The sequence below is a fragment of the Nonomuraea guangzhouensis genome (assembly GCF_019396345.1).
Taxonomy (GTDB): Bacteria; Actinomycetota; Actinomycetes; order Streptosporangiales; family Streptosporangiaceae; genus Nonomuraea; species Nonomuraea guangzhouensis.
Genome location: NZ_JAHKRM010000037.1, coordinates 17,960 through 37,727, shown reverse-complemented (window position 1 = coordinate 37,727; position 19,768 = coordinate 17,960). Strand labels below are relative to the sequence as shown.

At 70.7% G+C, this 19,768-nt stretch carries 22 protein-coding genes; 7 read left to right on the top strand and 15 right to left on the bottom strand.

The features are described from left to right. Nucleotides 1-39: 39 nt before the first annotated feature. Both KME78_RS51565 and KME78_RS51560 read right to left on the bottom strand, forming a co-directional pair. Entirely contained in the window at nt 40-1,599 is a 1,560-nt protein-coding gene (locus KME78_RS51565) for a hypothetical protein (RefSeq protein WP_219537369.1), read from the bottom strand. Further along, nucleotides 1,596-2,372: an ABC transporter ATP-binding protein gene (locus KME78_RS51560; protein ID WP_219537368.1), complete on the bottom strand. Its 777-nt coding sequence runs from the start codon at nt 2,370-2,372 to the stop codon at nt 1,596-1,598. Before KME78_RS51560 ends, KME78_RS51565 begins: the two co-directional genes overlap by 4 nt. Nucleotides 2,373-2,407: 35 nt before the next feature. Between KME78_RS51560 and KME78_RS51555 the strand changes: the two genes are divergently transcribed. From KME78_RS51555 to KME78_RS51530, 6 genes are all read left to right on the top strand, one after another. Further along, a complete protein-coding gene (locus KME78_RS51555; protein WP_219537367.1) occupies nt 2,408-3,997 on the top strand; it encodes an acyl-CoA carboxylase subunit beta in 1,590 nt (529 codons plus the stop codon). Further along, a complete protein-coding gene (locus tag KME78_RS51550; RefSeq protein ID WP_219537366.1) occupies nt 3,994-4,194 on the top strand; it encodes an acyl-CoA carboxylase subunit epsilon in 201 nt (66 codons plus the stop codon). Before KME78_RS51555 ends, KME78_RS51550 begins: the two co-directional genes overlap by 4 nt. A gap of 104 nt (nt 4,195-4,298) precedes the next feature. After that, nucleotides 4,299-5,240, top strand: a complete 942-nt coding sequence (locus KME78_RS51545; protein WP_219537365.1) for an NYN domain-containing protein — start codon at nt 4,299-4,301, stop codon at nt 5,238-5,240. A 107-nt stretch (nt 5,241-5,347) separates the two neighbouring features. Beyond that, nucleotides 5,348-6,790, top strand: a complete 1,443-nt coding sequence (locus KME78_RS51540; protein ID WP_219537364.1) for an Ada metal-binding domain-containing protein — start codon at nt 5,348-5,350, stop codon at nt 6,788-6,790. Then, a complete protein-coding gene (locus tag KME78_RS51535; RefSeq protein WP_219537363.1) occupies nt 6,787-7,287 on the top strand; it encodes a methylated-DNA--[protein]-cysteine S-methyltransferase in 501 nt (166 codons plus the stop codon). Before KME78_RS51540 ends, KME78_RS51535 begins: the two co-directional genes overlap by 4 nt. 44 nt (nt 7,288-7,331) lie before the next feature. Then, nucleotides 7,332-7,529 carry a hypothetical protein gene (locus KME78_RS51530; RefSeq protein WP_219537362.1) on the top strand — a complete coding sequence of 66 codons (198 nt, stop codon included), beginning with the start codon at nt 7,332-7,334 and terminating at the stop codon, nt 7,527-7,529. Between the two features lie 44 nt (nt 7,530-7,573). Here KME78_RS51530 and KME78_RS51525 read toward each other — a convergent pair whose 3' ends face one another. Further along, nucleotides 7,574-8,734 carry an MFS transporter gene (locus tag KME78_RS51525; protein ID WP_219537361.1) on the bottom strand — a complete coding sequence of 387 codons (1,161 nt, stop codon included), beginning with the start codon at nt 8,732-8,734 and terminating at the stop codon, nt 7,574-7,576. 89 nt (nt 8,735-8,823) lie between these two features. On the opposite strand from KME78_RS51525, the gene KME78_RS51520 reads away from it, so the two are divergent. After that, entirely contained in the window at nt 8,824-9,255 is a 432-nt protein-coding gene (locus KME78_RS51520) for a MarR family winged helix-turn-helix transcriptional regulator (RefSeq protein ID WP_219537360.1), read from the top strand. Nucleotides 9,256-9,263: 8 nt separating this feature from the next. Here the strand turns inward: KME78_RS51520 and KME78_RS51515 are convergent, their stop codons facing one another. The 12 genes from KME78_RS51515 to KME78_RS51460 all read right to left on the bottom strand — a co-directional run bounded on the left by KME78_RS51515 (nt 9,264) and on the right by KME78_RS51460 (nt 19,623). Further along, entirely contained in the window at nt 9,264-10,184 is a 921-nt protein-coding gene (locus KME78_RS51515; protein WP_246654251.1) for a hypothetical protein, read from the bottom strand. Further along, on the bottom strand, nt 10,184-10,774 hold the full coding sequence (locus KME78_RS51510) for a hypothetical protein (protein ID WP_219537358.1): 591 nt from the start codon (nt 10,772-10,774) through the stop codon (nt 10,184-10,186). The genes KME78_RS51515 and KME78_RS51510 overlap by 1 nt, the downstream gene beginning before the upstream one ends. Continuing rightward, the gene (locus KME78_RS51505) at nt 10,771-13,473 is read right to left on the bottom strand and encodes a BTAD domain-containing putative transcriptional regulator (RefSeq protein WP_246654247.1); all 2,703 of its coding nucleotides are present in this window, start codon (nt 13,471-13,473) and stop codon (nt 10,771-10,773) included. The genes KME78_RS51510 and KME78_RS51505 overlap by 4 nt, the downstream gene beginning before the upstream one ends. A 74-nt stretch (nt 13,474-13,547) precedes the next feature. Then, entirely contained in the window at nt 13,548-13,964 is a 417-nt protein-coding gene (locus tag KME78_RS51500; protein WP_246654242.1) for a TadE/TadG family type IV pilus assembly protein, read from the bottom strand. Then, nucleotides 13,961-14,362 carry a TadE/TadG family type IV pilus assembly protein gene (locus KME78_RS51495; RefSeq protein ID WP_246654237.1) on the bottom strand — a complete coding sequence of 134 codons (402 nt, stop codon included), beginning with the start codon at nt 14,360-14,362 and terminating at the stop codon, nt 13,961-13,963. Before KME78_RS51495 ends, KME78_RS51500 begins: the two co-directional genes overlap by 4 nt. Beyond that, complete coding sequence (locus KME78_RS51490; protein ID WP_308127445.1) at nt 14,359-14,751, bottom strand: TadE family protein; 393 nt, start codon at nt 14,749-14,751, stop codon at nt 14,359-14,361. The genes KME78_RS51495 and KME78_RS51490 overlap by 4 nt, the downstream gene beginning before the upstream one ends. Nucleotides 14,752-14,810: 59 nt before the next feature. Further along, a complete protein-coding gene (locus KME78_RS51485) occupies nt 14,811-15,029 on the bottom strand; it encodes a hypothetical protein (RefSeq protein WP_219537357.1) in 219 nt (72 codons plus the stop codon). Continuing rightward, a complete protein-coding gene (locus tag KME78_RS51480; protein ID WP_219537356.1) occupies nt 15,029-15,949 on the bottom strand; it encodes a type II secretion system F family protein in 921 nt (306 codons plus the stop codon). The genes KME78_RS51485 and KME78_RS51480 overlap by 1 nt, the downstream gene beginning before the upstream one ends. After that, nucleotides 15,942-16,784: a type II secretion system F family protein gene (locus KME78_RS51475; protein WP_219537355.1), complete on the bottom strand. Its 843-nt coding sequence runs from the start codon at nt 16,782-16,784 to the stop codon at nt 15,942-15,944. The genes KME78_RS51480 and KME78_RS51475 overlap by 8 nt, the downstream gene beginning before the upstream one ends. After that, a complete protein-coding gene (locus KME78_RS51470; RefSeq protein ID WP_308127444.1) occupies nt 16,781-18,079 on the bottom strand; it encodes a TadA family conjugal transfer-associated ATPase in 1,299 nt (432 codons plus the stop codon). The genes KME78_RS51475 and KME78_RS51470 overlap by 4 nt, the downstream gene beginning before the upstream one ends. Nucleotides 18,080-18,239: 160 nt before the next feature. Then, nucleotides 18,240-18,956 (bottom strand): CpaE/TadZ family protein, encoded by a 717-nt coding sequence (locus tag KME78_RS51465; RefSeq protein WP_219537354.1) that lies wholly within the window; start codon nt 18,954-18,956, stop codon nt 18,240-18,242. A 1-nt stretch (nt 18,957) separates the two neighbouring features. Further along, the gene (locus tag KME78_RS51460) at nt 18,958-19,623 is read right to left on the bottom strand and encodes a hypothetical protein (protein ID WP_219537353.1); all 666 of its coding nucleotides are present in this window, start codon (nt 19,621-19,623) and stop codon (nt 18,958-18,960) included. Between the last annotated feature and the right edge of the window lie 145 nt (nt 19,624-19,768).

The window sequence follows — 19,768 nt, the reverse complement described above, 5'->3', positions numbered from 1 at the left end:
GACCGTAAGGCGGTCTCACGTATTGGACTAGACCATTGATCAGGTGGCCTGGGACACCGCGGCGAGCAGCTCAGGGAGCCGGGCGTAACCGATCTTCGCGCCGAGCCGCCGCCCCAGCGCCTCGGCCAGCAGCCCGTAGAACGGCGCGAGCACGGACACCCAGTAGAGCCCGAAAAACAGCGGCACCACGAACGGCAGCGACAGGGCGCTGACGCCCAGCAGCGCGCCCATGCCGGAGACGAACGCCTGCCCGCCCTGGCCCGGCGCGGCCCCGGTGAAGGCGTTCATCCGGTCGGGCACGGTGTAGGGGATGACGACGCTGGTCACGGAGCCGACGCCGTACCCTATGCCGAGCGCCCCCAGGCCGGTGAGCACCGCCGGGGCGATCCCCTCCGGGTGGCCGGCGAGCAGTCCGGCGACGGTGGCGATCAGGATGAGCAGCGGCGTCGCGATCATCGCGCCGGCCAGGTGGCGCCCGGCCAGATCGGTGCTGAGGCCGCGCTCGGAGCCGGTGGCGACGGCGTTCATCCAGAGCGAGCGGCCGTCGATGCCGAACGAGTTGGCCGACTGCAGGGCGATCATCATCCCGGCCGACGCGGTGAGCAGGATCGGCAGCCACGTCCCGGTCTCCAGGGAACGGGTGACCGAGAAGCCCAGCACGACGGCCACCACGACGGAGGAGAACCAGCCGACCCGGGAGCGGGGCTCGCGCCGGATGTACTTCAGCTCCTTGGTGACCACTGCGGCCAGCGGCCCGTCCGGCAGGAACCGGTCGATCAGCCCGCTTTCCCGGCGTACGGAGACGGCGCGGGTGGAGGCGTCGGGCGTGACCAGGGCCCGGCTCAGCGCCTTGATCCACAGCCAGCCGGCCACGACCACCACGAGGGCCACCCCGACGAGCTCGGCCAGGCCGGTCAGGCCGCCGTCGGCCATCGCGTGGGCGGCCATGCCCGAGGGCGTCCATCGGAGGACCGCCGCCGCCCCGCGCAGCATCGCCGCCGGGTCGCCGATGTTGCCGTTGAGCACGAGGTTCGGCAGTTGCGCGAGCAGGACGACGAAGATCGCGGCCACGGCCAGCACGTCCCGGCCGCGCCGGGTGCGCAGCGCGCTGGACAGTGCGGTGGTGACCAGCCTGGAGGCGACCAGGCAGAGCGCGAACTGCAGGAGCACGGCGACGATCCCGAGCAGCACGCCGCCGACTCCGGTGGCGAGCCCCACCAGGGCGCCAGTCGTGACGATCAGCGTGGCCAGCGGCCAGACGCCGGTGGCGGAGGCGGTGAACATGCCGACCGCGAGCCGGTGGGTGGGCAGCGGGAACAGCGACAGCCGCGCCGGGTCGAGCGTGTCGTCCAGGCCGAACGCCAGCAGCGGCACGATCATCCAGCCGATGAGCATGAGCGAGAACACCACGACGACGATCGACGCGGCCGCGTCGGGCGAGGCCAGCCGGAGCAGGCTCATGAGCAGGAAGCCGATGACGCTCACGAACACCGACATGATGAGCGTGAAGATGAAGCCGAGCTTGCGCTGTGTGTCGCCGCGCAGGTTGCCGATCAGCAACCGGAGCTTGAGCTGGGCGAAGAGCGCGACCGTGCTCACGCCGGCTCCTCCTTGCCCCGGCCGAGCCAGGACAGGCCCGAGTCGCCGTTGTCGCGCGAGCCGCCGACCAGCTCCAGGAAGGCCTGGTTGAGGCTGCGCCCCTCACGTACCAGCTCCAGGGGGCCCTGGGCCACGATGTGCCCGGCGCTCATCACCGACACCCAGTCGCAGAGCCGTTCGACGAGATCCATCACGTGGCTGGAGAAGATGACGGTCGAGCCCGACGCGGTGAAGCGCCGGAGCACCTCGGTGAGGGTGTTGGCGCTGACGGGATCGACGCCCTCGAACGGCTCGTCGAGGAAGAGCACGGACGGGTTGTGCAGCAGCGCCGCCGCCAGGCCGATCTTCTTGCGCATGCCGGTGGAGTAGTCGACGACGAGCTTGTCGGCGGCCTCGGCCAGGTCCATCACGTGCAGCAGCTCTTCGGCGCGCTGCGCGACGTCGGCCTTGGAGATGCCGCGCAGCCTGCCGTTGTACAGGAGCAGCTCGCGGCCCGACAGCCGCTCGAACAGCCGCAGCCCTTCGGGCAGCACGCCGATGCGGGCCTTGACCGCGACGGGATCGCGCCACACGTCGAAGCCGTCGATCTCGACCTGGCCGCCGTCGGGGCGGAGCAGACCGGTGATCATGCTGAGAGAGGTCGTCTTGCCGGCGCCGTTGGGGCCGACGAGCCCGGCGAAGCTGCCTGCCGGGACCACCAGGTCGATGCCGGCCACCGCGATCTGGGGGCCGAATCTCTTGAAAAGGCCGTGCGTGTGAACCGCCTCCGTCATGGATCCACTCTAGGAGGCGGGTTAATCTTGCGCGCATGAGCGCTGCCGAGGCCATCCCGGACCCACCGGACATCCACACCACCGCAGGCAAGATCGCCGACCTGGAACGCCGACTTGACGAGGCCGTGCACGCCGGCTCCACGGCGGCCGTGGACAAACAGCACGCCAAAGGCAAGATGACGGCGCGGGAGCGGGTGCTGGCGCTGCTCGACGAGGACTCGTTCGTGGAGTTCGACGAGTTCGCCAGGCACCGGTCCACGATGTTCGGGCTGGAGAGCAGGCGGCCCTACGGCGATGGCGTAATCACCGGCCACGGCACGATCGACGGGCGCCAAGTGTGCGTGTTCTCGCAGGACGTGACCGTGTTCGGCGGCTCGCTCGGCGAGGTCTACGGCGAGAAGATCGTCAAGGTGCTCGACCTGGCGCTGCGGACCGGCAGCCCGATCATCGGCATCAACGAGGGCGGCGGCGCCCGCATCCAGGAGGGCGTGGTCGCGCTCGGGCTCTACGCGGAGATCTTCAAGCGGAACGTGCACGCCTCGGGCGTGATCCCGCAGATCTCGCTCATCATGGGCGCGGCGGCCGGCGGCCACGTCTACTCCCCCGCGCTGACCGACTTCGTGGTGATGGTCGACCAGACGTCGCAGATGTTCATCACCGGCCCGGACGTGATCAAGACCGTGACCGGCGAGGAGGTCACGTTCGAGGAGCTCGGCGGCGCGCACACGCACAACACCAAGTCCGGCGTGGCCCACTACCAGGCCACGGACGAGAACGACGCGCTCGACTACGTCAAGGCGCTGCTGTCCTACCTGCCCTCCAACAACCTGGACGAGGCGCCGGTCTTCGAGAGCGCCGCGGACCTGGCACCGGATCCCGAGCTGGACGAGCTGATCCCGGACTCGGCGAACCAGCCCTACGACATGCACCGGGTCATCGAGCGCGTGCTGGACGACGGTGAGTTCCTGGAGGTCCACGCGCTGTTCGCGCCGAACGTGGTGGTCGGCTACGGCCGGGTGGACGGGCAGTCGGTGGGCGTCGTGGCCAACCAGCCGATGCATTTCGCCGGGTGTCTGGATATCAACGCCTCCGAGAAGGCAGCCAGATTTATTCGAACATGTGATGCTTTTAATATTCCTATCCTGACTTTTGTCGATGTACCGGGATTCCTCCCAGGGACCGATCAGGAATGGAACGGAATCATCCGCCGCGGCGCCAAGCTCCTCTACGCCTACGCCGAGGCCACCGTGCCGCTCGTCACGGTGATCACCCGCAAGGCGTACGGCGGGGCGTACGACGTCATGGGCTCCAAGCACCTGGGCGCGGACGTCAACCTGGCCTGGCCCACGGCGCAGATCGCGGTCATGGGCGCGCAGGGCGCCGTCAACATCCTCTACCGGCGCGAACTGGCCGCGGCGGGCGAGGACGCCGACGCCGAGCGGGCCAGGCTGGTGACGGAGTATGAGGACACGCTGGCCAACCCGTACATCGCGGCCGAACGCGGCTATGTCGACGCGGTGATCAGGCCCGCCGAGACGCGCGCCCAGGTCGTCAAGGCGCTGCGCGCGCTGCGGAACAAGCGGGCCTCGCTGCCGCCGAAGAAGCATGGGAACATCCCGCTATGAGCGCGCATTTGAGGATCGTGCGTGGTGACGCCACGCCGGAGGAGATCGCCGCTCTTGTGGCTGTTCTCGCCACCCGGCAGTCCGCGCCGGAGCCGCCGGCCGCACCGAGAAGTCAAACATGGCGAAACCCTGCGAGAGCGATGCGTAAGCCAGTCGTACCGGGGAAGTCGGCTTGGCGGATGAGCGCCCTACCCTAGATAGATCCCGGGAATCGGGTGTCAAGTTCTCGAGGAGTTGGGACTATCTAGAGAAAGTAGGCGTATATAGTCAGCCGATCAACTAACCGCGGCCTGGAGGACACATGGCCATCCCAGACCTCATGCCGCATGCTGTGGCAGCGAAGTACGCCGTCCTGGTGGACGTCGGTTATCTCTATGCTGCCGCAGGCGAAGTGCTGCTGGGCGCCAAGGAGCGCAAAGAATATCGCGTTGCCGCCGATGAGCTGATCCAGAGTCTACAGAAACATGCGCTGGAACGTATATCTGGCGAACTTCTGCGGATCTATTGGTATGACGCCGCTCGTGACCGTGTGCCCACCGTCGATCAGCGGGTCATCGCCCAGTTGCCCTGGGTCAAGGTGCGGCTTGGCAACCTGAACGCCCGTGGCCAGCAGAAAGGCGTGGACGCGCAGATCAGGAGTGACCTGGAGGCGCTGGCCAGGCACCATGCGGTAACCGACACGATCTTGCTCGCCGGAGACGAGGACATGGTGCCCGCGGTCGAGGCGGCGCAGGCGTACGGAGTGCGCATCCACTTGTGGGGCGTCGAGCCTCCTTACGGCACCAACCAGGCCGAGCGCCTGGTGTGGGAGTCCGACACCGTGGAAGTGATCACTGCTGATTTCCTGAGGCCCTTTTTCAGCCGTGCTCCGCAGCCCGTTCCGGTCGCCCCGCCGGTCACCGCTCCGTCGCCCGCGCAGGTGTTCGCCGGGCGCGCGCCGGTCAAACCGCACGTCAAGCCCGGCCAGGTGGCCAAGCTCGGGCCCAACAGGCCACGGGTCGAGGACGTGGGCGAGCACGTGGCACAGAAGTGGATCCTCACGCGTGGCCGCGACAACATCCGCGACCTGCTGCCGGGGCCGATCCTGCCGACGGTCATCGACACGGAGCTGCTCATCGAGGCGGAGAAGGAGCTCGGCCACTCGTTGCGGCCGTTCCCCGAGGCGCGGGTGTGGCTGCGTGACGGGTTCTGGGCGCGCGTGTACCGGGAGTTCGACCTGGGTGTGGGCGTTTCGTCGAAGTGAGGTCTGATTTCCGCTGGTCAGCGGCTTTGACCTGCTGACCAGCATTTTTACGGTCAGGTCTGATTTCCGCCAGTCGGGGGGCTGGGCGAACGCATACGCTCGTTGTCATGTCACCACTTGAGCTCGATTTCGACTCCTGCTACCGGGCGGTCTCAGCCCGGGACGCCCGATTCGACGGGCGCTTCTACACGGCGGTGACGTCGACGCGGATCTACTGCCGGCCGATCTGCCCGGCCCGCACGCCGGCCTCGCGCAACGTGCGGTTCTACCGGCACGCGGCGTCGGCGGAGGCGGCGGGCTTCCGCCCGTGCAAGCGCTGCCGCCCGGAGCTCTCCCCCGGCGATCCAGGGTGGGACCTGCGCGGCGACCTCATCGGGCGGGCGCTGCGGCTGATCGACGACGGGGCCGCCGACGAGCAGGGCGTGGCGGGGCTGGCCAGGCGGCTGCACATCACCGAGCGGCACCTGCACCGGCTGTTCGTGGCCGAGCTCGGCGTGGGGCCGCTGGCGGTGGCCCGGACCAAGCGGCTGCTGCTCGCCAAGCAGTTGCTGACGGAGACGCGGCTCCCGGTCACCGAGGTGGCGTTCGCGGCCGGGTTCGGGAGCGTGCGGCAGTTCAACGCGACGATGCGGGAGACGTACGGGTTCACGCCCAGCGAGCTCCGCGCGACGGCGGGCGGCCTGTCCGCCTCGGCGCCACCGGCGGTCGAGGTCGTGGCGGGGCCCGCGCGGCTCCGGTTGCGCCTGCACCGGCGGGAGCCGTACGACAAGGACGGCGTGTTCTCGTTCTTGGCCTCGCGCGCGATCCCCGGCCTTGAGGTGGCGAGCGCGACGTCCTACAGCCGGGCGGTGCCCGGCGGGACGATCACGCTCACCCCCGAGACCGGCCACATCGCGCTCGACGTCGCCGTGGCCGACACCCGGCAGCTGGCCCGCATCGTGGCCCGCTGCCGCCGCCTGCTCGATCTCGACGCCGACCCCGACGCCATCGCGACCGCGCTGGCCGAGACCTCGCTGAGCCGGCTCGTCGAGTCCCGGCCCGGGCTGCGGGTGCCGGGCGCGTTCGACGGGTTCGAGCTGGCCGTACGCGCGGTCGTGGGCCAGCAGATCTCCGTCGCGGGGGCCCGCACCCTGCTCGGCCGGATCGTCGAGCGGGCCGGCCGGCCCGTCGAGGGCCCGGCACCTGGGCTGACCCACCTGTTCCCCACCGCCACGGAGTTGCTCGCGGCGGACCTCTCGGAGCTGGGGCTCACCAACCGCTGCGTCTCGACGCTCAAGGAGCTGGCCATCGCCGTCTCCGAGGGCCGGATCGACCTGGACGGCGGTCAGGATCCGGCCGAGGCCGTGGCGGAGCTGCTCGACGTCCCCGGCATCGGCCCCTGGACCGCCAGCTATGTGGCGCTGCGCGCGCTGCGCGACCCCGACGCCTGGCCCATCGGCGACCTGGTGCTCAACAAGCGCATGGCCTGCCTGGGCATTCCCGAAGACCACATCGAGCGGTGGCGGCCCTGGCGGGCCTACGCCGCCCTGCATCTCTGGAGTTCCTCATGATCGACGCCCAGGTCCTGCCGACGCCCGCCGGCCCGCTGTCCCTGCTGTGCCGCGACGGCGTGCTGGTCGCGGCCGGCTTCACCGCCGACCCCTCGGACATGTTCGTCCGGCTGTCACCCGCGTTGCAGGCCGAGGGCCTGGACGTGGTCGACGACCTCGGCCCCGCCGCGCAGGCCGTACGCGACTATCTGGCCGGCGACCTCCTGGCGCTGGACGCCGTTCCGGTCGAGCAGCCGGGCACGCCCACCCGCAAGCGCCTCCACGAGGCGCTGCGCGAGGTCAAGCCGGGCACCACGGTCTCGTACGCCGAGCTGGCCGAACGTGCCGGCCTGCCCAGGACGGCGGCCCGCGCGGCCGGGTCGGCCTGCTCCCAGAACCTGATCGCCCCCTTCGTCCCCTGCCACCGCGTGCTGCCCGGCTCGGGCGGCTACGGCGGCTACTACTACGGCGTGCCGGTCAAGGAGTGGCTGCTCGCCCACGAATCCGGCCGGGTCTAGCAACTCCCCGTCATGGAGCGGCAGCGCTCTGTACGATTTGGTCGGTGGCCGGAGCACACGAATACAGGGGCGGGCCGGACAGGACGCCGGCCCAGCTCATCTTGGGATTCCTTGACGCACGTCACATCGCGATCCCCGAGGAGGCTCGGGTCCGCATCCAGGCGTGCACGGACCAGAGCCTGCTTGACCGCTGGACCGTCAGGGCGGTGACCGCGCAGAGCGCGGACGAGTTGTTCGGCTGAGCTCGGGGGCCGGCGCGATGCGCGCAGGCCCCCGAGCGGGGTCGTCAGGCGGCCGGGACGAGATGGCGGCGGGCCTGCAGGCCGGCGAGTCCCGCCACCGCGAGCCCGGTCAGGCCGAGCAGCGCGGCGGTCCAGGCCGGAGCCGTGTAACCGAAGCCCGCGTCGATCGTCAGCCCCGCCACGAACGACCCGATCGCGTTGCCCAGGTTGAAGGCGCCGATGTTGGCCGCGGAGGCCAGCGTCGGAGCACCCGCGGCGGCGTCCAGGACCCGGGTCTGCAGCGGCGGCACGGTCGCGAAGGCGGCCACCCCGAACAGGATGATCGTGACGATGAACGCGGCCTGGTTCCCCGCCACCAGCGCGAGCACCACACCCAGCAGCGTGAGCAGGGCCACCGAGCCGTAGATGCTCGGCATGACGGCCCGGTCGGCGAGCCGGCCGCCGATCAGGTTGCCGACCACGAGACCCACCCCGAACAGCGCCATCACGACCGGCACCGCACGGGGGGAGAACCCGCCGACGCTCGTCATGATCGGCGAGATGAAGGTGATCACCGCGAACACGGGCGCGAACCCGAACACGGTCATGGCCAGCGCCAGCCAGACCCCACCCTTGCGGAAGGTCACCAGTTCACGCAGCACGCCACCGCCCTCGGGACGCGGCTGGGCGGGCACCAGGGCGAGCACGCCGACCAGGCCGGCGACACCGATGACCACCACGACCCAGAACGTCGCCCGCCAGCCGAACGCCTGCCCGATCCAGGTGCCGAGCGGCACCCCGAGGACGTTCGCCAGGGTCAGCCCGGTGAACATGAGTGCGATGGCACTGGCCCGCTTCTGCGGCGCGACGAGGTCGGCGGCCACCACGGATCCGACGCCGAAGTAGGCGCCGTGCGCGAACGCCGACAGGAACCGGCCGACCATGAGCACGCCGTACGAGGGCGCGAGCGCGGAGAGCAGGTTACCCACGATGAACAGCACCATCAGCGACAGCAGCATGGTCTTGCGGGACAACCGGCCACCGAGCATGGTCAGCGGCGGCCCGCCGATGGCCACGCCCAGGGCGTAGCCGGACACGAGCAGACCGGCCGCCGGGATAGTGACGGCGAAGTCCGCGGCCAGGTCCGGCAGCAGCCCGTTGATGATGAACTCGGTGGTGCCGATGCCGAAGGCGCTGATCGCCAGGGCGAACAGGGCGAGTGGCATAGAATACTCCTCAGACGACGTTAGTCAGCGTAGACATTATTTGCACGCGCCGACTAACTGACCATACAAGCTTGTCTGGAAGGTGTCACATGCCGCTCGCCGATGACGCCGTCGAGGCGCGCGCCCAGGGCTGGCGCACGCTCGCCGCGCTGCACGCCAGGATCGAGGACCGGCTGGAGAGGGCGCTGCAGAAGGGGCACGAGTTGAGCGTGAGCGAGTACACCGTGCTCGACGTGCTGGGGCGCCAGGACGGCTGGCACATGCGCATGCAGCAGCTCGCCCGCGCGGTCGTGCTGAGCCAGAGCGCCACCACGCGGCTGGTGACCCGGCTGGAGAACCGCGGACTGCTGTCCCGCTACCTGTGCGAGGACGACCGCAGGGGCATCTACACCGAGGTCACCCCGGCGGGGCGTGAGCTGCTCGCCCAGGCGAGCCCCACGCACGACACCGTGCTCAAGGAGGTGCTGGCGGAGGCGGCGGAGCTGCCGGAGCTCGCCCCGCTCGCCGCCGTCATCGCCTGAGGGCCTAGCTATGGCCTGACGTTGCTCTGCACCTCACCCACCGGCACGTCGCGGGTCGCCCCCACCTCGACCGGCGCGAACTGGACCGGCACTCCGCCCGCCACCGTCACCGGCCACACGGTCGTCACGGTCAGCTGGTACACCTGCCGCGGCTGGTCGATCGACGAGCGCAGATACTGCACGCCACAGGTGAACTGGGCCCCCTTGGCGTACGGCTTGCCGGTGGCGCCGCACTGTTCGCGCACCTCGGCCCGGTCCTTGCCCGTGCCCGCGTCGATCTTGATGTTCTGGAGCGTGGCGACCACGGTCGCGCTCATGACGCCGGGCAGCGTCGCCGTCGCCGTACGCCGCGGCCGGCCGATGCCTTCGAGCCACACGAACGTCGGCAGGTTGACGAAGCTCTTGGCGTCCGGACTCAGCTTGATCGTCGGCTGGGGCACGGTGATCGCCGCCCGCGCGATCTCGGCCAGCTGCTCGAACGTGATGCCGGAGGGCGGCGTGTCGTTCGGCGGCACGAAGATGAACAGTTCGAGCCCGGCCCAGCAGGTGGCGCCGTTGGGGTCGGAGGCGTCGTAGGCCGGCGTCCACCAGCGCCCCGGCTGCCCCTTCTTGTCCTTGAACTGCTGGACGAACTTATTGAAACTGTCCTCGTCGGCCTTCACCCTGGCGAACTGGGTCTTCGAGTTCGTCTGGAACTTGAGCATCTCGTCAGCGGACAGCCCCGGCTCGTACCAGCAGGGGCGCTTGATCCGGTATCCGTCGCTCTTGCCGCCCTTGCCCACGTCGCCGCTGACCGTGATGGTGGAGTGTTCGAGGATGAGGGTCCTCGTTCTGCCTTGCTCGGTCGTCCTGGCCCCCGTGGTGGGTTGGGGAGTGGGCGCGGACAGCAGCAACAGCCCAGTGACGAGCGCCGGGATCAGGGGATTCATCAGGTGCACCCTTCTTTGTCCTGGCGGAATTCCCTGATCCGCCACACACCGTCGTCGCCGCGATGCGCGAGCACGGCTTGGAGGTAAGGAGCGCGCACCCAGTCGGGCTGGGGCGCGACCGCCTTGCCGGTGGGCGTGGAGACGAGGCGTACGCCCCGCTCGTCCACGCACGTGTCGACCTGGGCTCCCTTGCCCATGACCGACGTGATCCGCAGCCGGTAGAGCCGCGCGACACCGCGCGCCGACTCCTTCCGGTCGGCGAACCCGCGCACCCACTCGCCCGCCTGCGGTATCAGCGGCGGCTCCAGGTGGCGCTGGTACTGGTTGTCGCCGGTCTGGACCGCCTTCCATCGCTCGACGTAGTAGTCGGCGAAGAGCCGTTGCAGCGCGTTGGCCGTCGTCCCCTTCTCCACCTTGACCTTCAGCTCGTCGCCGACCTCGACCGTCTTGCTCTGGGAGGAGGTGGGGGCGGGCCGGGTGGCGGTGCCGCCGGTGGCGGAGGCCTGCACGCCTCCGGGGACGTACGGGCGGTCGGGCGGGGCGCAGCCCGCCGCGAGCAGGAGCGCCAGCATTACCGTCATCCGCCTCATGCCGACGACTCCCTCACTATGTGGATGCGCCACGACGGCAGTAGTTCGTCGATCAGGGCTTCGGTCTCGGGTGCCATCCCGCCGCCGTAGGGGTGGGAGGACGCGCGCCGGGTCAGCCCCTCGACGACCGTGCGCAGCCGTACCACGTCCTCGGTGGCGTGCGTGGCGCGCAGCAGGTCACGCCAGAGCCCCTCGTCGTCGGTGGCGAGCAGCAGCGCCGCGCGTACGGCCGCGACCGCCGCGTCCGGATCGCCGTGCGCCAGCCGGATCTCGCACAGCCGGTGGGCGGCGTCGGCGACCTCGGCCGCGACGTCGTACTCGAGCTCGTCACCCGCCAGCCAGGCGTATCTGCCGAGCGGCCGCCCACTCAGCAGCGGCCCTCTGACCAGGCCCAGCGCCTTCTCCAGGAGCATGGACCGCGCCGCCGGATCGCCGTGCGAGCGGCGGACCAGCTCGCGGAAGAGCGCCCAGTCGGTGCGTACGCCGGGCCCCAGGCGCAGTCGGCCCGCCTCGTCGGTGCGCAGGTGTTCGTGGCCCACCCAGTCGACGACCCGGTCGATCGTGGCGTCCCTGACCATGGGCTGCACACCGCGCGGCCACAGGACGCCGCCGAGGACGACGGGGTGCACGCCGCCGGGATGCGTGGCCAGGTAGACCAGCAGCTCGGTGGCCAGCGCCATCCGGCCCTCTTCGAGCGGGCCGCGGCCAAGGATCTCGATCGGGCCGAGCATCCTGACCTCCACCGCGGGTGGCGCCAGCTCTTCCAGCGGCTCCGCCTCGGGCAGCACCTCGCCGTCGAGCTGCTCGGCCGTACGGAAGAGATCGATCAGCGCCTGGTAATGGCGGCGCGGCAGCAGCTGGGCGGTCACCTCGAAGCCCAGCTCCGCGATCTTCGCCTTGCCGTCGTCTGTGATCTCCAGGGTCCAGGTGGCGTGCGGCACGTCGCCCGTCACCACGTATCCGGCGGTGTCCTTGCGGGCGAGCAGCGCCAGGCGGCGCGCCTCCTCATGGGTGGGGGCCACGGCGGACAGCAGGTAGTGGGCGGCGCGCGGGCTGCCGGTGATGCGCCCGGTGAGCACCTCCTGGCGCGGGGCGGCGGTGGCCTCCAGCTCGGGCAGCGCCTCGGCCAGGCTGCCCACGGCCCTGATCCGGTCGGGCGCGATCGCGGTCAGCTCGTCGCCGAAGCCGACGAGCGTGATGCGCATCCGGTCGGACCAGCGGTTGGTGGCCAGCTCCACGGCCAGCGCCGCGAGCGCCGCGGTGGTCTGCGGGCCGCGGATGTTGATCAGGCCCTGCGCCGCCTCCAGGTCGATCAGTACCCGGCCGCTCTCGTCGGCGCCGATCGAGACCAGCCCCGGGTATGGCGCACCGCCGGGCTGCTCCTCCAGCAGGCGGCCCTCGTGCGCGGCCAGCCGCCACACCTGGCCGCCGTCCTGGGCCATCCACGGCTCGGGCGCGTCGCCGTCCGGCGGGTGGATCCACAGGTCGAGGTTGCGCGGCGACAGATGGGCGGCGTAGACGGTCGGCGGGGTGCGGCCCTGCGTGGCCAGTTCGGCGCCGAGCAGCCTTAGCCCGATGTCGAGGATGCGGGTACCCGGCGCGTCGGCGCCCAGCCGGAGCGCGACCTCGGCCTTGGCGGCGTCGTCGCGCGGCCTGGTGATGCGGCGGCCGAACGCCCGCCGCCAGAGCTGCTCACGGCGCCGCCTGGCCAGCACGATCAGCAGGCCGGCCGCGGCCAGCGACGCGGTGGCCAGGTAGTCGGCCAGGTCGACACCGGAGCTCTCCGCCGCCGACTCGGCTCTGGTGCCCTGGGTGTCCCGTCGTTCGTGCGCCGGTCCCTGTTTCACGCTGGAGGTCTGGCGTACCTCGTCGGTGACCTGCCGGTGTCCGCTGTGCGAGCCCGCCGGGTGCTGCTTCAGCGTCTGGGCCCGCGCCTGGTTCACCGGTACGACGTGGGCGTGGCGCGCGTCCTCGGGCATGTCGAGCACCCAGCCCGGCCTGATCAGGTCGGCCATGCGCAGCCGGGTGCCGTCGGGCTGCTCTTTGTGCTGGTTGAGCCGGTAGATCTCGGGGTATCGGCGCCCGTCGCCCAGGCACTTCTCGGCGATCTCCCACAGGCTCTCGTGGTGTCGGCCGTGGGGCGGCTGCACCACGTACACCTTCTTGGTCTGCCGCGTCTCCTGCGGCTGCTCCACGATCGGCGCGGAGTAGGCGACCGTCGTCATGGGCGGCGCGGTGGGCGGCGGCGTCGCCAGCTTCGCGATGGGCACCACCATGGCGCCGGCGGTGAACAGCACCAGCACGGCCGAGACCAGCTTGTTGGCCAGCGCCTGGGACCCGCCGGAGAGCGGCACCCTGGCGGGCATGCCCACCTTGCGCACGCCCGCGTACACCTCGACGACAACGCACGCGAAGAACTGCAGCCAGGCCAGCCAGACGAACAGCACCAGCACGGCCATGATCGTGCTCGGCCCCACGCGACTGGTGAGCAGGTCGAGATCGAGCAGTTCGGGAGAGATCGGTGGCCCGGCGAACGTGAGCAGCGCGTACGGCACGCCGCCGACGATCGCCACGAGCACCAGGAGCGCGCCGAGGCCGCCCAGCACGTCGCCCACGCTCCGCCTGGCCGGGATGCGCACGGGCGCCTGCCCCGGCCCGTGCGGCCGGCCCGCGGGACGCGCGGGTTCTCGCGTCGGCATCGCCTCTCCCTTCTCGTGTTCAGGGTCCTGCGTGGTCCTGCTCTGATCCATCGAGTGAGCGGAATCGGTCTGGCTCACCTGGCCTGTGGCCCGGCCGTGGCCTCGGCCTCCATCTCGGTGCCGGGGAAGCCGATGGCCTGCAGGAAGAAGGCCGTCCAGCGCACCTTCACCGACACGGTCACACCGTCCTGGCCCGGCTCGACGGCGCACGTGCCCCTGGTCACGTCGCCGCTGGCCACCGCCGTGATCACCTCGTCGGCCCGGTCGCACACCTGGCCGTCGCCGAGCAGCCGGACCTCGCCCGTCTCGTGAAGGTGGTCGACGTCGACCTGGTCGGCGCCCGCCCGCGCGGCCTGCTCGGCGACGTCGGCGGCCCGCAGCCGGGCGTTGATCGCCGAGCCGCCGTCCACCAGCAGCCCCGCCAGCAGGAACACCGCCACGGAGAAGAGCACGGTGAAGACCGACATCGTCCCGCGGTCGCGGCGGCTCATTCGGTCCTCCTCAACTGCTCCAGGGGCACCACCGAGATGCCGGTCATCCGCTTGGTGCCGGGGAACCCCAGGAAACCCAGGTCCAGCTCGCAGGTGACCTCGGCCTGTACCTGGCCGCCCTCCTCGAACTTGGAGCCGTCGAGGGACACGGCCGGACTCTGGCACCGCCCGTCGAGCGCGGCCTTGACGCTCCGGTCCGCCGCGTCGCCGGCGGCGTCGAACGAGCGCCGCACCGACGCGGCCCGAGCCGCGTCCCGCGCCGCGCCGTTGACCTCGCCCTGCGCCTCGACCAGCCGGCCGGCTCCGGCCAGGAACATCAGGAACAGCAGGAAGACGGGCGCCAGCATGACCGTCTCCACGGCCATCGAGCCGCGCTCACGCCGCCGGTTCTGGCTCATTCGCAGTCGTCACTCCCGTCGTCCGGGCGGAAGCACTCGACGGGACCGCCCGAGGTGGCCGTGATCGTGAACGTGAGCTCCGGCAGGAGCGGGATGACCTGTACGGCGCTGCCGGTCACGGTGACGAAGCGCTCGTCGGGGTCCTTCTCCGCGGTCGTGGCCGTCGCGTTGGAGAGCAGGCGGGGACCGATGGCGCGGACGATGTCGGTGGCCTTGGTGGTGGCCGCGCCCTCCCAGTCGCCCGAGTCGAAGGGGGCCGACCTGGCCACCCTGGCGCCTTCCCGGGCGGCCGCCTCGGCCACCTGGCGGCCGTGGAACCAGAGCGCCACCTGCACGATGAGCAGCACGACCGCCAGGATGACCGGCATCAGCAGGGCGAGCTCGATCACCGAGGCGCCGCGGTCGCGCCTAGAGTTCTTCAGCCCGTCCGACGTTCGGCGGGCAGGTGTCACGTGCGCCCGCCGGTCCCGAAGCTGGTCTGGATCTCGCCCTGCTTCTGCTCGACCAGCGTCTTGATCAGGGTGGCCAGCCCGAGGGCGACCCCGGCGATGATCGCCGTGATGATCACCCACTCGACCGCCGAGGCGCCCCGGCTGGGGGCGGTGCGGGCGCGGTGGATACGTACGCCGAGATAGGCCTGCAGGTAGGTAACCCAGGGATGGTTCATCAGGACCCCAACATCTTCATAGCGGCGGGAAAACTCAGAAAGATCACGAAGCCCGCGCAGAGCAGGAGCTGGGCGACGAGCATGGACTGGGAGCGCTCACCGGCGCGGCCTTCGATCTCGGCCAGCTCGCGCCGGCGCAGCGTGGCGGCCCGCGCGGTGAGGGAGGCGCGCACCTTGGCGCCGTCGTCGGCGACCAGGCCGAGCGCGGCGGACAGGTCGCGCAGCTCGTCGACGTTGATCTCCTCGCCGAGCTGGCCGAGCGCCTGCCACGGGGTGATGCCGACGATCCGGGCGCCGCTCAGCGCATCGCGGATGCGCGACATCGCCCAGTTGGGCTGGTCGCCGCTGATCGAGACCGCCATCATCAGCGCCTCGGGCACGCCGCGCCCGCCCGCCAGGTTCATCGAGACCAGGTCGAGGAAGGCGCCGACGACGTGCCTGAAGTCGCGCCTCCTCGCCGTCGCGTCGCGCCGTATCTGCGCGTCGGGCAGGAAGAAGAAGACCAGCGACATGATCAGGGCGGACCAGAACGGGATGGTCAGGGACGTGCCCCAGCCCATCAGTGCCAGCCAGCCGAGCAGCACCGGGAAGGCCAGCAGCCCGGCCGACGCGAGCAGCGCCTTGGTGGCCAGGTAGCCCTCGAACGACCGTCCGACCAGCGCCAGGTCGGCCTTGACCGACCGGACCTCCCAGCCGCGCGCGTGGTAGAAGCGGGCCAGCCGTACGCCCAGGCCGCGGCGGAAGGCGGAGACCTCCTCGTCGGGCAGCACGAGCTGGATGCGCGGCGCGTCGGCGTCCTCGCGGACGGCCTCGATCGCCAGCAGCCGCGCCACCAGGCCCGGGCGGGCCGGGAACAGCGCCCGGAGCAGCAGGAACAGGCCGAGGCCCAGCACGGAGCCGGCCAGCACGCCCTCAACCATGGCTGCCTCCTGCGAGCAGGCGGGTGGGCTTGTCGAAGCGGGCCAGGCGTCGCATCCAGGCGAACCCGGCCCCGAACAGCGCCGCCACGACGACCAGCACGGCCTGACCGAGCACGCCGCGGTATTCGCTGACATAGGAGGGGTTGAAGACGACGAGCAGCCCGGCGAAGACCAGCGCGGTGACCACCACGATCTGGACGCTGCGCCTGGTCGAGCGGCGTTCGGCCTCGACGCGGCGGCGCATGTCGAGCTCTTCGCGAGCGGACACGGCCAGCGCCCCGAGCACGTCGCGCAGCCCGGGGCCGCGCAGCTTGGAGTTGAGTATCAGCGCGGCCACCACCAGGTCGGCCGAGGGGTCGTCGAGCTCGTCGGCGAAGAACGCGAGCGCCTCCGGCAGCGCCATGCGGGTGCGCAGGCGGTCGACCAGCGCGCGCAGGTGCGGTTTGAGCGTGGGCGCGGCGGCCCTGATCGACGACGGGATGGCCTGCTCCAGCCCGGCCGCGCCGGCGATCGTGTCGCGCAGCGACTCCGTCCAGGCGGCCAGCCCTTCGAGGCGGCGCATCGCGGCTCGTTCCTCGGCGGCGCCGCCGGACAGGCCGCGCCACGCGAACACCAGCAGCACCGTGCCCACCGCCATGACCGGCCAGCCGGTCACGACCAGCACCAGGGTCGCGGACACCGCGGCGATCGCGGTGCGGGTGGTGAGCGTCTTGACGAGTTCGCGCTTGGGCCGGGCAGGGCGGACGCGCATGCCGTACAGGGAGAGGAAGAACAGGAACAGCCCGCCGCCGACGAGGGCGCCGGCGAGCAGGGCGAGCGGATCGAGGTTGATCACAGCCAGCCTCCGGGGTTGTATCCGTGGGCGGCGAGCTCTTCCAGGCAGGAGACGGGGGCGTGCGGCGTGGCGGAGCCGTCGGCGCCCGGGATGAACACCTCGCTCGACAGGACGCGGCCGTCGCAGCCGTTGACCTCGCGGATGCTGGAGACGTAGCGGCGCAGGGTGCCGCCGCGGCTGTAGTCGTTGCGCTTCTCCACGAAGACCACGAAGTCGATGGCACCCGCGATGAGCATGTGGGTGGCGTCGATCGGCAGCCGCTCGCCGGCTTGCAGAGCATAGGTGGAGATGCGGTTGAACACCTCCATGCTGGAGTTGGCGTGGATGGTGGACAAGGAGCCGTCGTTGCCCTGGGTCATCGCGTTGAGCATGGTGACGATCTCGTCGCCGAGCACCTCACCGACGATCACCCGGCTGGGGTTCATCCGGAGCGACCTCCTGACCAGCTCGGCCATGGTGATCTCGCCCTGGCCCTCGGAGTTGGGCAGGCGCTGCTCGAAGGCGACGACGTTGGGGTGGAGCTCGGGGAACTGGTCGAGGCCGAGCTCCAGCGCGCGTTCGACCGTGATCAGGCGCTCGTACGGCGGGATCTCGTTGGCCAGGGCCCTGAGCAGGGTGGTCTTACCGGCGTTCGTGGACCCGGCGATCATGATGTTCTTGCGGGCGCCGACCACCGCGCTGAGGAACCTGCCCACCTCCGGGCTCAACGTGCCGTTGCCCACGAGGTCCGACATGAACACCTTGCCGAGCCGGGAGCGGCGGATCGAGACGGCCGGCCTGAGCGTGACGTCCATGACCGCGCTCAGCCGCGACCCGTCGGGCAGGCGCAGGTCGAGCTGGGGGTTGGCGGTGTCGAACGGCCTGCTCGACAGGCCCGAGTAGGCCGCCAGTATCTGGATCAGCTCGATGAGCTCGTCGTCGGACTCGGCGACCGGCTCCCGCATGAGCTCCTGACCGTCGGCGTAGCTGACGAAGACGCGGTCGCAGCCGTTGATGTCGATGTTCTCGACCTCGGGGTCGTCGAGCAGCGGCTGGAGGCGGCCCACACCGAACAGCGCCGCGTGGATCCCGGCCGCGAGCGCCTCCTCCTCCTCGACGGTGGGAGGAGTGCGGCCCAGACCGATCTCGCTGCGCGCGTGCTCTTCCAGGACCTGGGAGATCAGCGCCCTGGCGAACTGGCGCTCGTCCTCGCCGGTCATCGACGCCAGACCGTTGACCTGGTCGAGCCGGCGCTGGTGGGCCAGGCGGTCGCCGACCTCCTGGCGGAAGCGCTTGACTAGGGAGTGGTCGATCACTGGCTGCTCACTCTCGCGAGGAGGCGGGTCCGGGGGGTTGTACGTGCCGGTGGCCTCGCGAGGTTGAATGCCATACCGAAATGCGTAGGTGTCGTTGGGGTCATAGGTGACTCACTCATGGGTGACCCGCTCATAGGCGACCCGCTCATAGGCGACCCGCTCATAGGTGACTCACCAGTCGGCCCGCGAGGTCGCGCGCCGTGCGGATGAGCAGGCACCGGTCGAGACGCCCGCCCCACTGGCCGCGCAGCAGCTCGGCGCCCTTGGGATCGTGCGCGAGGCCGTGGACGAACTTGACGCTCGGGCCGACGATCCTGCGTACGTCGTCGATCGAGGAGCGGTAGTTGCGTGGGTCGGCGATCACGGCGACACCGTGGGCCTTAGTGATGGACAGGCGTTCGCGCAGGTGGGCGACGTGGTCGAGGGTGGCCCTGGTGAGCAGCACCACCTGCTCGGCCTGCGCCATCAGGTCTCCCAGCTGCGGGTGGGCGCCCAGGCGGCCGCAGTCGGCGATCACGTCGGCGTTGGGGATCGCGGCGAGCGCCCTGCCCAGCGGCCCCCACAGCCAGGTGAGCCCGGACGCCTGCTCGCCGTGGGTGAGGCCGACCAGCACGTCGAGACCGCCGACGATCTTCTGGGTGTGCTGGTGGATCTGCGCGGGCTCCAGGCCGCGCCGGGCGGTCGCGGCCAGCGTGAGCAGGCCCTTGCCCGGGTTGAGCACGCCGCCGTCGGCCGCGGGCAGCCGGTAGGCGACGTCACCGCCCGCGGGGTCGCACTCGGCGAGGAGTACGGGGCGCGGCCAGACCGCCGCGAGTGCCGTCGCGGCGGTAGTCACGCCCGGCGCGCCCTTGTCGGCGGCCAGTACGATCAGCGCCACGTCAACTTACTCCGGGCAGGTCGGCCACGGCGATCTCACCGCTGGAGGCGTATTGGACTATGGTCTTCGCCGCCGCGGCGTCGACGATCACGGTGAGCAGGACTGATCCGCCGGTTCTGCCGCTGTCACTGACGCTCTGGACGAGCGCGCTCTGTGCGAGTACGCGGCTTTCCGCCTGTTCGGTACGGGCTGGGACGTACACCACCTGGACCCGATGGCTTGCGATGATGCCGGACGGGAACTGCCCAGGTTTCAGGGCCAGGCCCACCTTGGCCTTCCCGGGCACCAGCTCGCTGCTGGCCTTGACGCCCATGTTGTGGGTCAGCAGGGTGCCGGGCACGATCGTGACGGCCGCGAAGCTCTTCGTCACCTCGCCCCTCTGTGACCAGGAGACGAAGTCGAGACCGGTATTGGCGATCTGCACCTCTTCGAGCGCCTCGATGGTGAACTGCTGCCCAGCGCCGATCTGCTGGGTGACCCGGATCGCGGAGATCCGGTCGCCGCTGCGCAGCACGAGCAGCGTCGTGGCGAGCGCTCCGCCGAGGATCAGGAGTACGGCGAGAGCGGCCAGGGCGGGCTTGCGTTCGCGGGGCGGCACGGGGAGCTTGCGCGAGGCAGGGCCGGACAACCCCGCCGTGTTGACGGCAGGCTTTTCACTGGTCCTCATGGGTGGGGGGCTCCCATTGTGAATTGTCGAATTCACGCCATTATGTGCACCCGCTTGTGGGAGCGGGGCTGGAATGCGAGGAACCATGCTCGTTTCGCAGGTGGCGCGGTGTCAACAAGAAATAATCAATGCCTATTGTTTCTAC

Bases quoted from the DNA above. Each gene is read 5' to 3' on its own strand.
- KME78_RS51535 (WP_219537363.1), top strand. From the start codon at position 6,787: ATGATCGACGCCCAGGTCCTGCCGACGCCCGCCGGCCCGCTGTCCCTG.
- KME78_RS51500 (WP_246654242.1), bottom strand. From the start codon at position 13,964: ATGAGCCGCCGCGACCGCGGGACGATGTCGGTCTTCACCGTGCTCTTC.
- KME78_RS51460 (WP_219537353.1), bottom strand. From the start codon at position 19,623: ATGAGGACCAGTGAAAAGCCTGCCGTCAACACGGCGGGGTTGTCCGGC.
- KME78_RS51505 (WP_246654247.1), bottom strand. From the start codon at position 13,473: ATGCCGACGCGAGAACCCGCGCGTCCCGCGGGCCGGCCGCACGGGCCG.
- KME78_RS51550 (WP_219537366.1), top strand. From the start codon at position 3,994: ATGAGCGCGCATTTGAGGATCGTGCGTGGTGACGCCACGCCGGAGGAG.
- KME78_RS51540 (WP_219537364.1), top strand. From the start codon at position 5,348: ATGTCACCACTTGAGCTCGATTTCGACTCCTGCTACCGGGCGGTCTCA.
- KME78_RS51485 (WP_219537357.1), bottom strand. From the start codon at position 15,029: ATGAACCATCCCTGGGTTACCTACCTGCAGGCCTATCTCGGCGTACGT.
- KME78_RS51495 (WP_246654237.1), bottom strand. From the start codon at position 14,362: ATGAGCCAGAACCGGCGGCGTGAGCGCGGCTCGATGGCCGTGGAGACG.
- KME78_RS51545 (WP_219537365.1), top strand. From the start codon at position 4,299: ATGGCCATCCCAGACCTCATGCCGCATGCTGTGGCAGCGAAGTACGCC.
- KME78_RS51560 (WP_219537368.1), bottom strand. From the start codon at position 2,372: ATGACGGAGGCGGTTCACACGCACGGCCTTTTCAAGAGATTCGGCCCC.
- KME78_RS51480 (WP_219537356.1), bottom strand. From the start codon at position 15,949: ATGGTTGAGGGCGTGCTGGCCGGCTCCGTGCTGGGCCTCGGCCTGTTC.
- KME78_RS51520 (WP_219537360.1), top strand. From the start codon at position 8,824: ATGCCGCTCGCCGATGACGCCGTCGAGGCGCGCGCCCAGGGCTGGCGC.
- KME78_RS51515 (WP_246654251.1), bottom strand. From the start codon at position 10,184: ATGAATCCCCTGATCCCGGCGCTCGTCACTGGGCTGTTGCTGCTGTCC.
- KME78_RS51525 (WP_219537361.1), bottom strand. From the start codon at position 8,734: ATGCCACTCGCCCTGTTCGCCCTGGCGATCAGCGCCTTCGGCATCGGC.
- KME78_RS51510 (WP_219537358.1), bottom strand. From the start codon at position 10,774: ATGAGGCGGATGACGGTAATGCTGGCGCTCCTGCTCGCGGCGGGCTGC.
- KME78_RS51555 (WP_219537367.1), top strand. From the start codon at position 2,408: ATGAGCGCTGCCGAGGCCATCCCGGACCCACCGGACATCCACACCACC.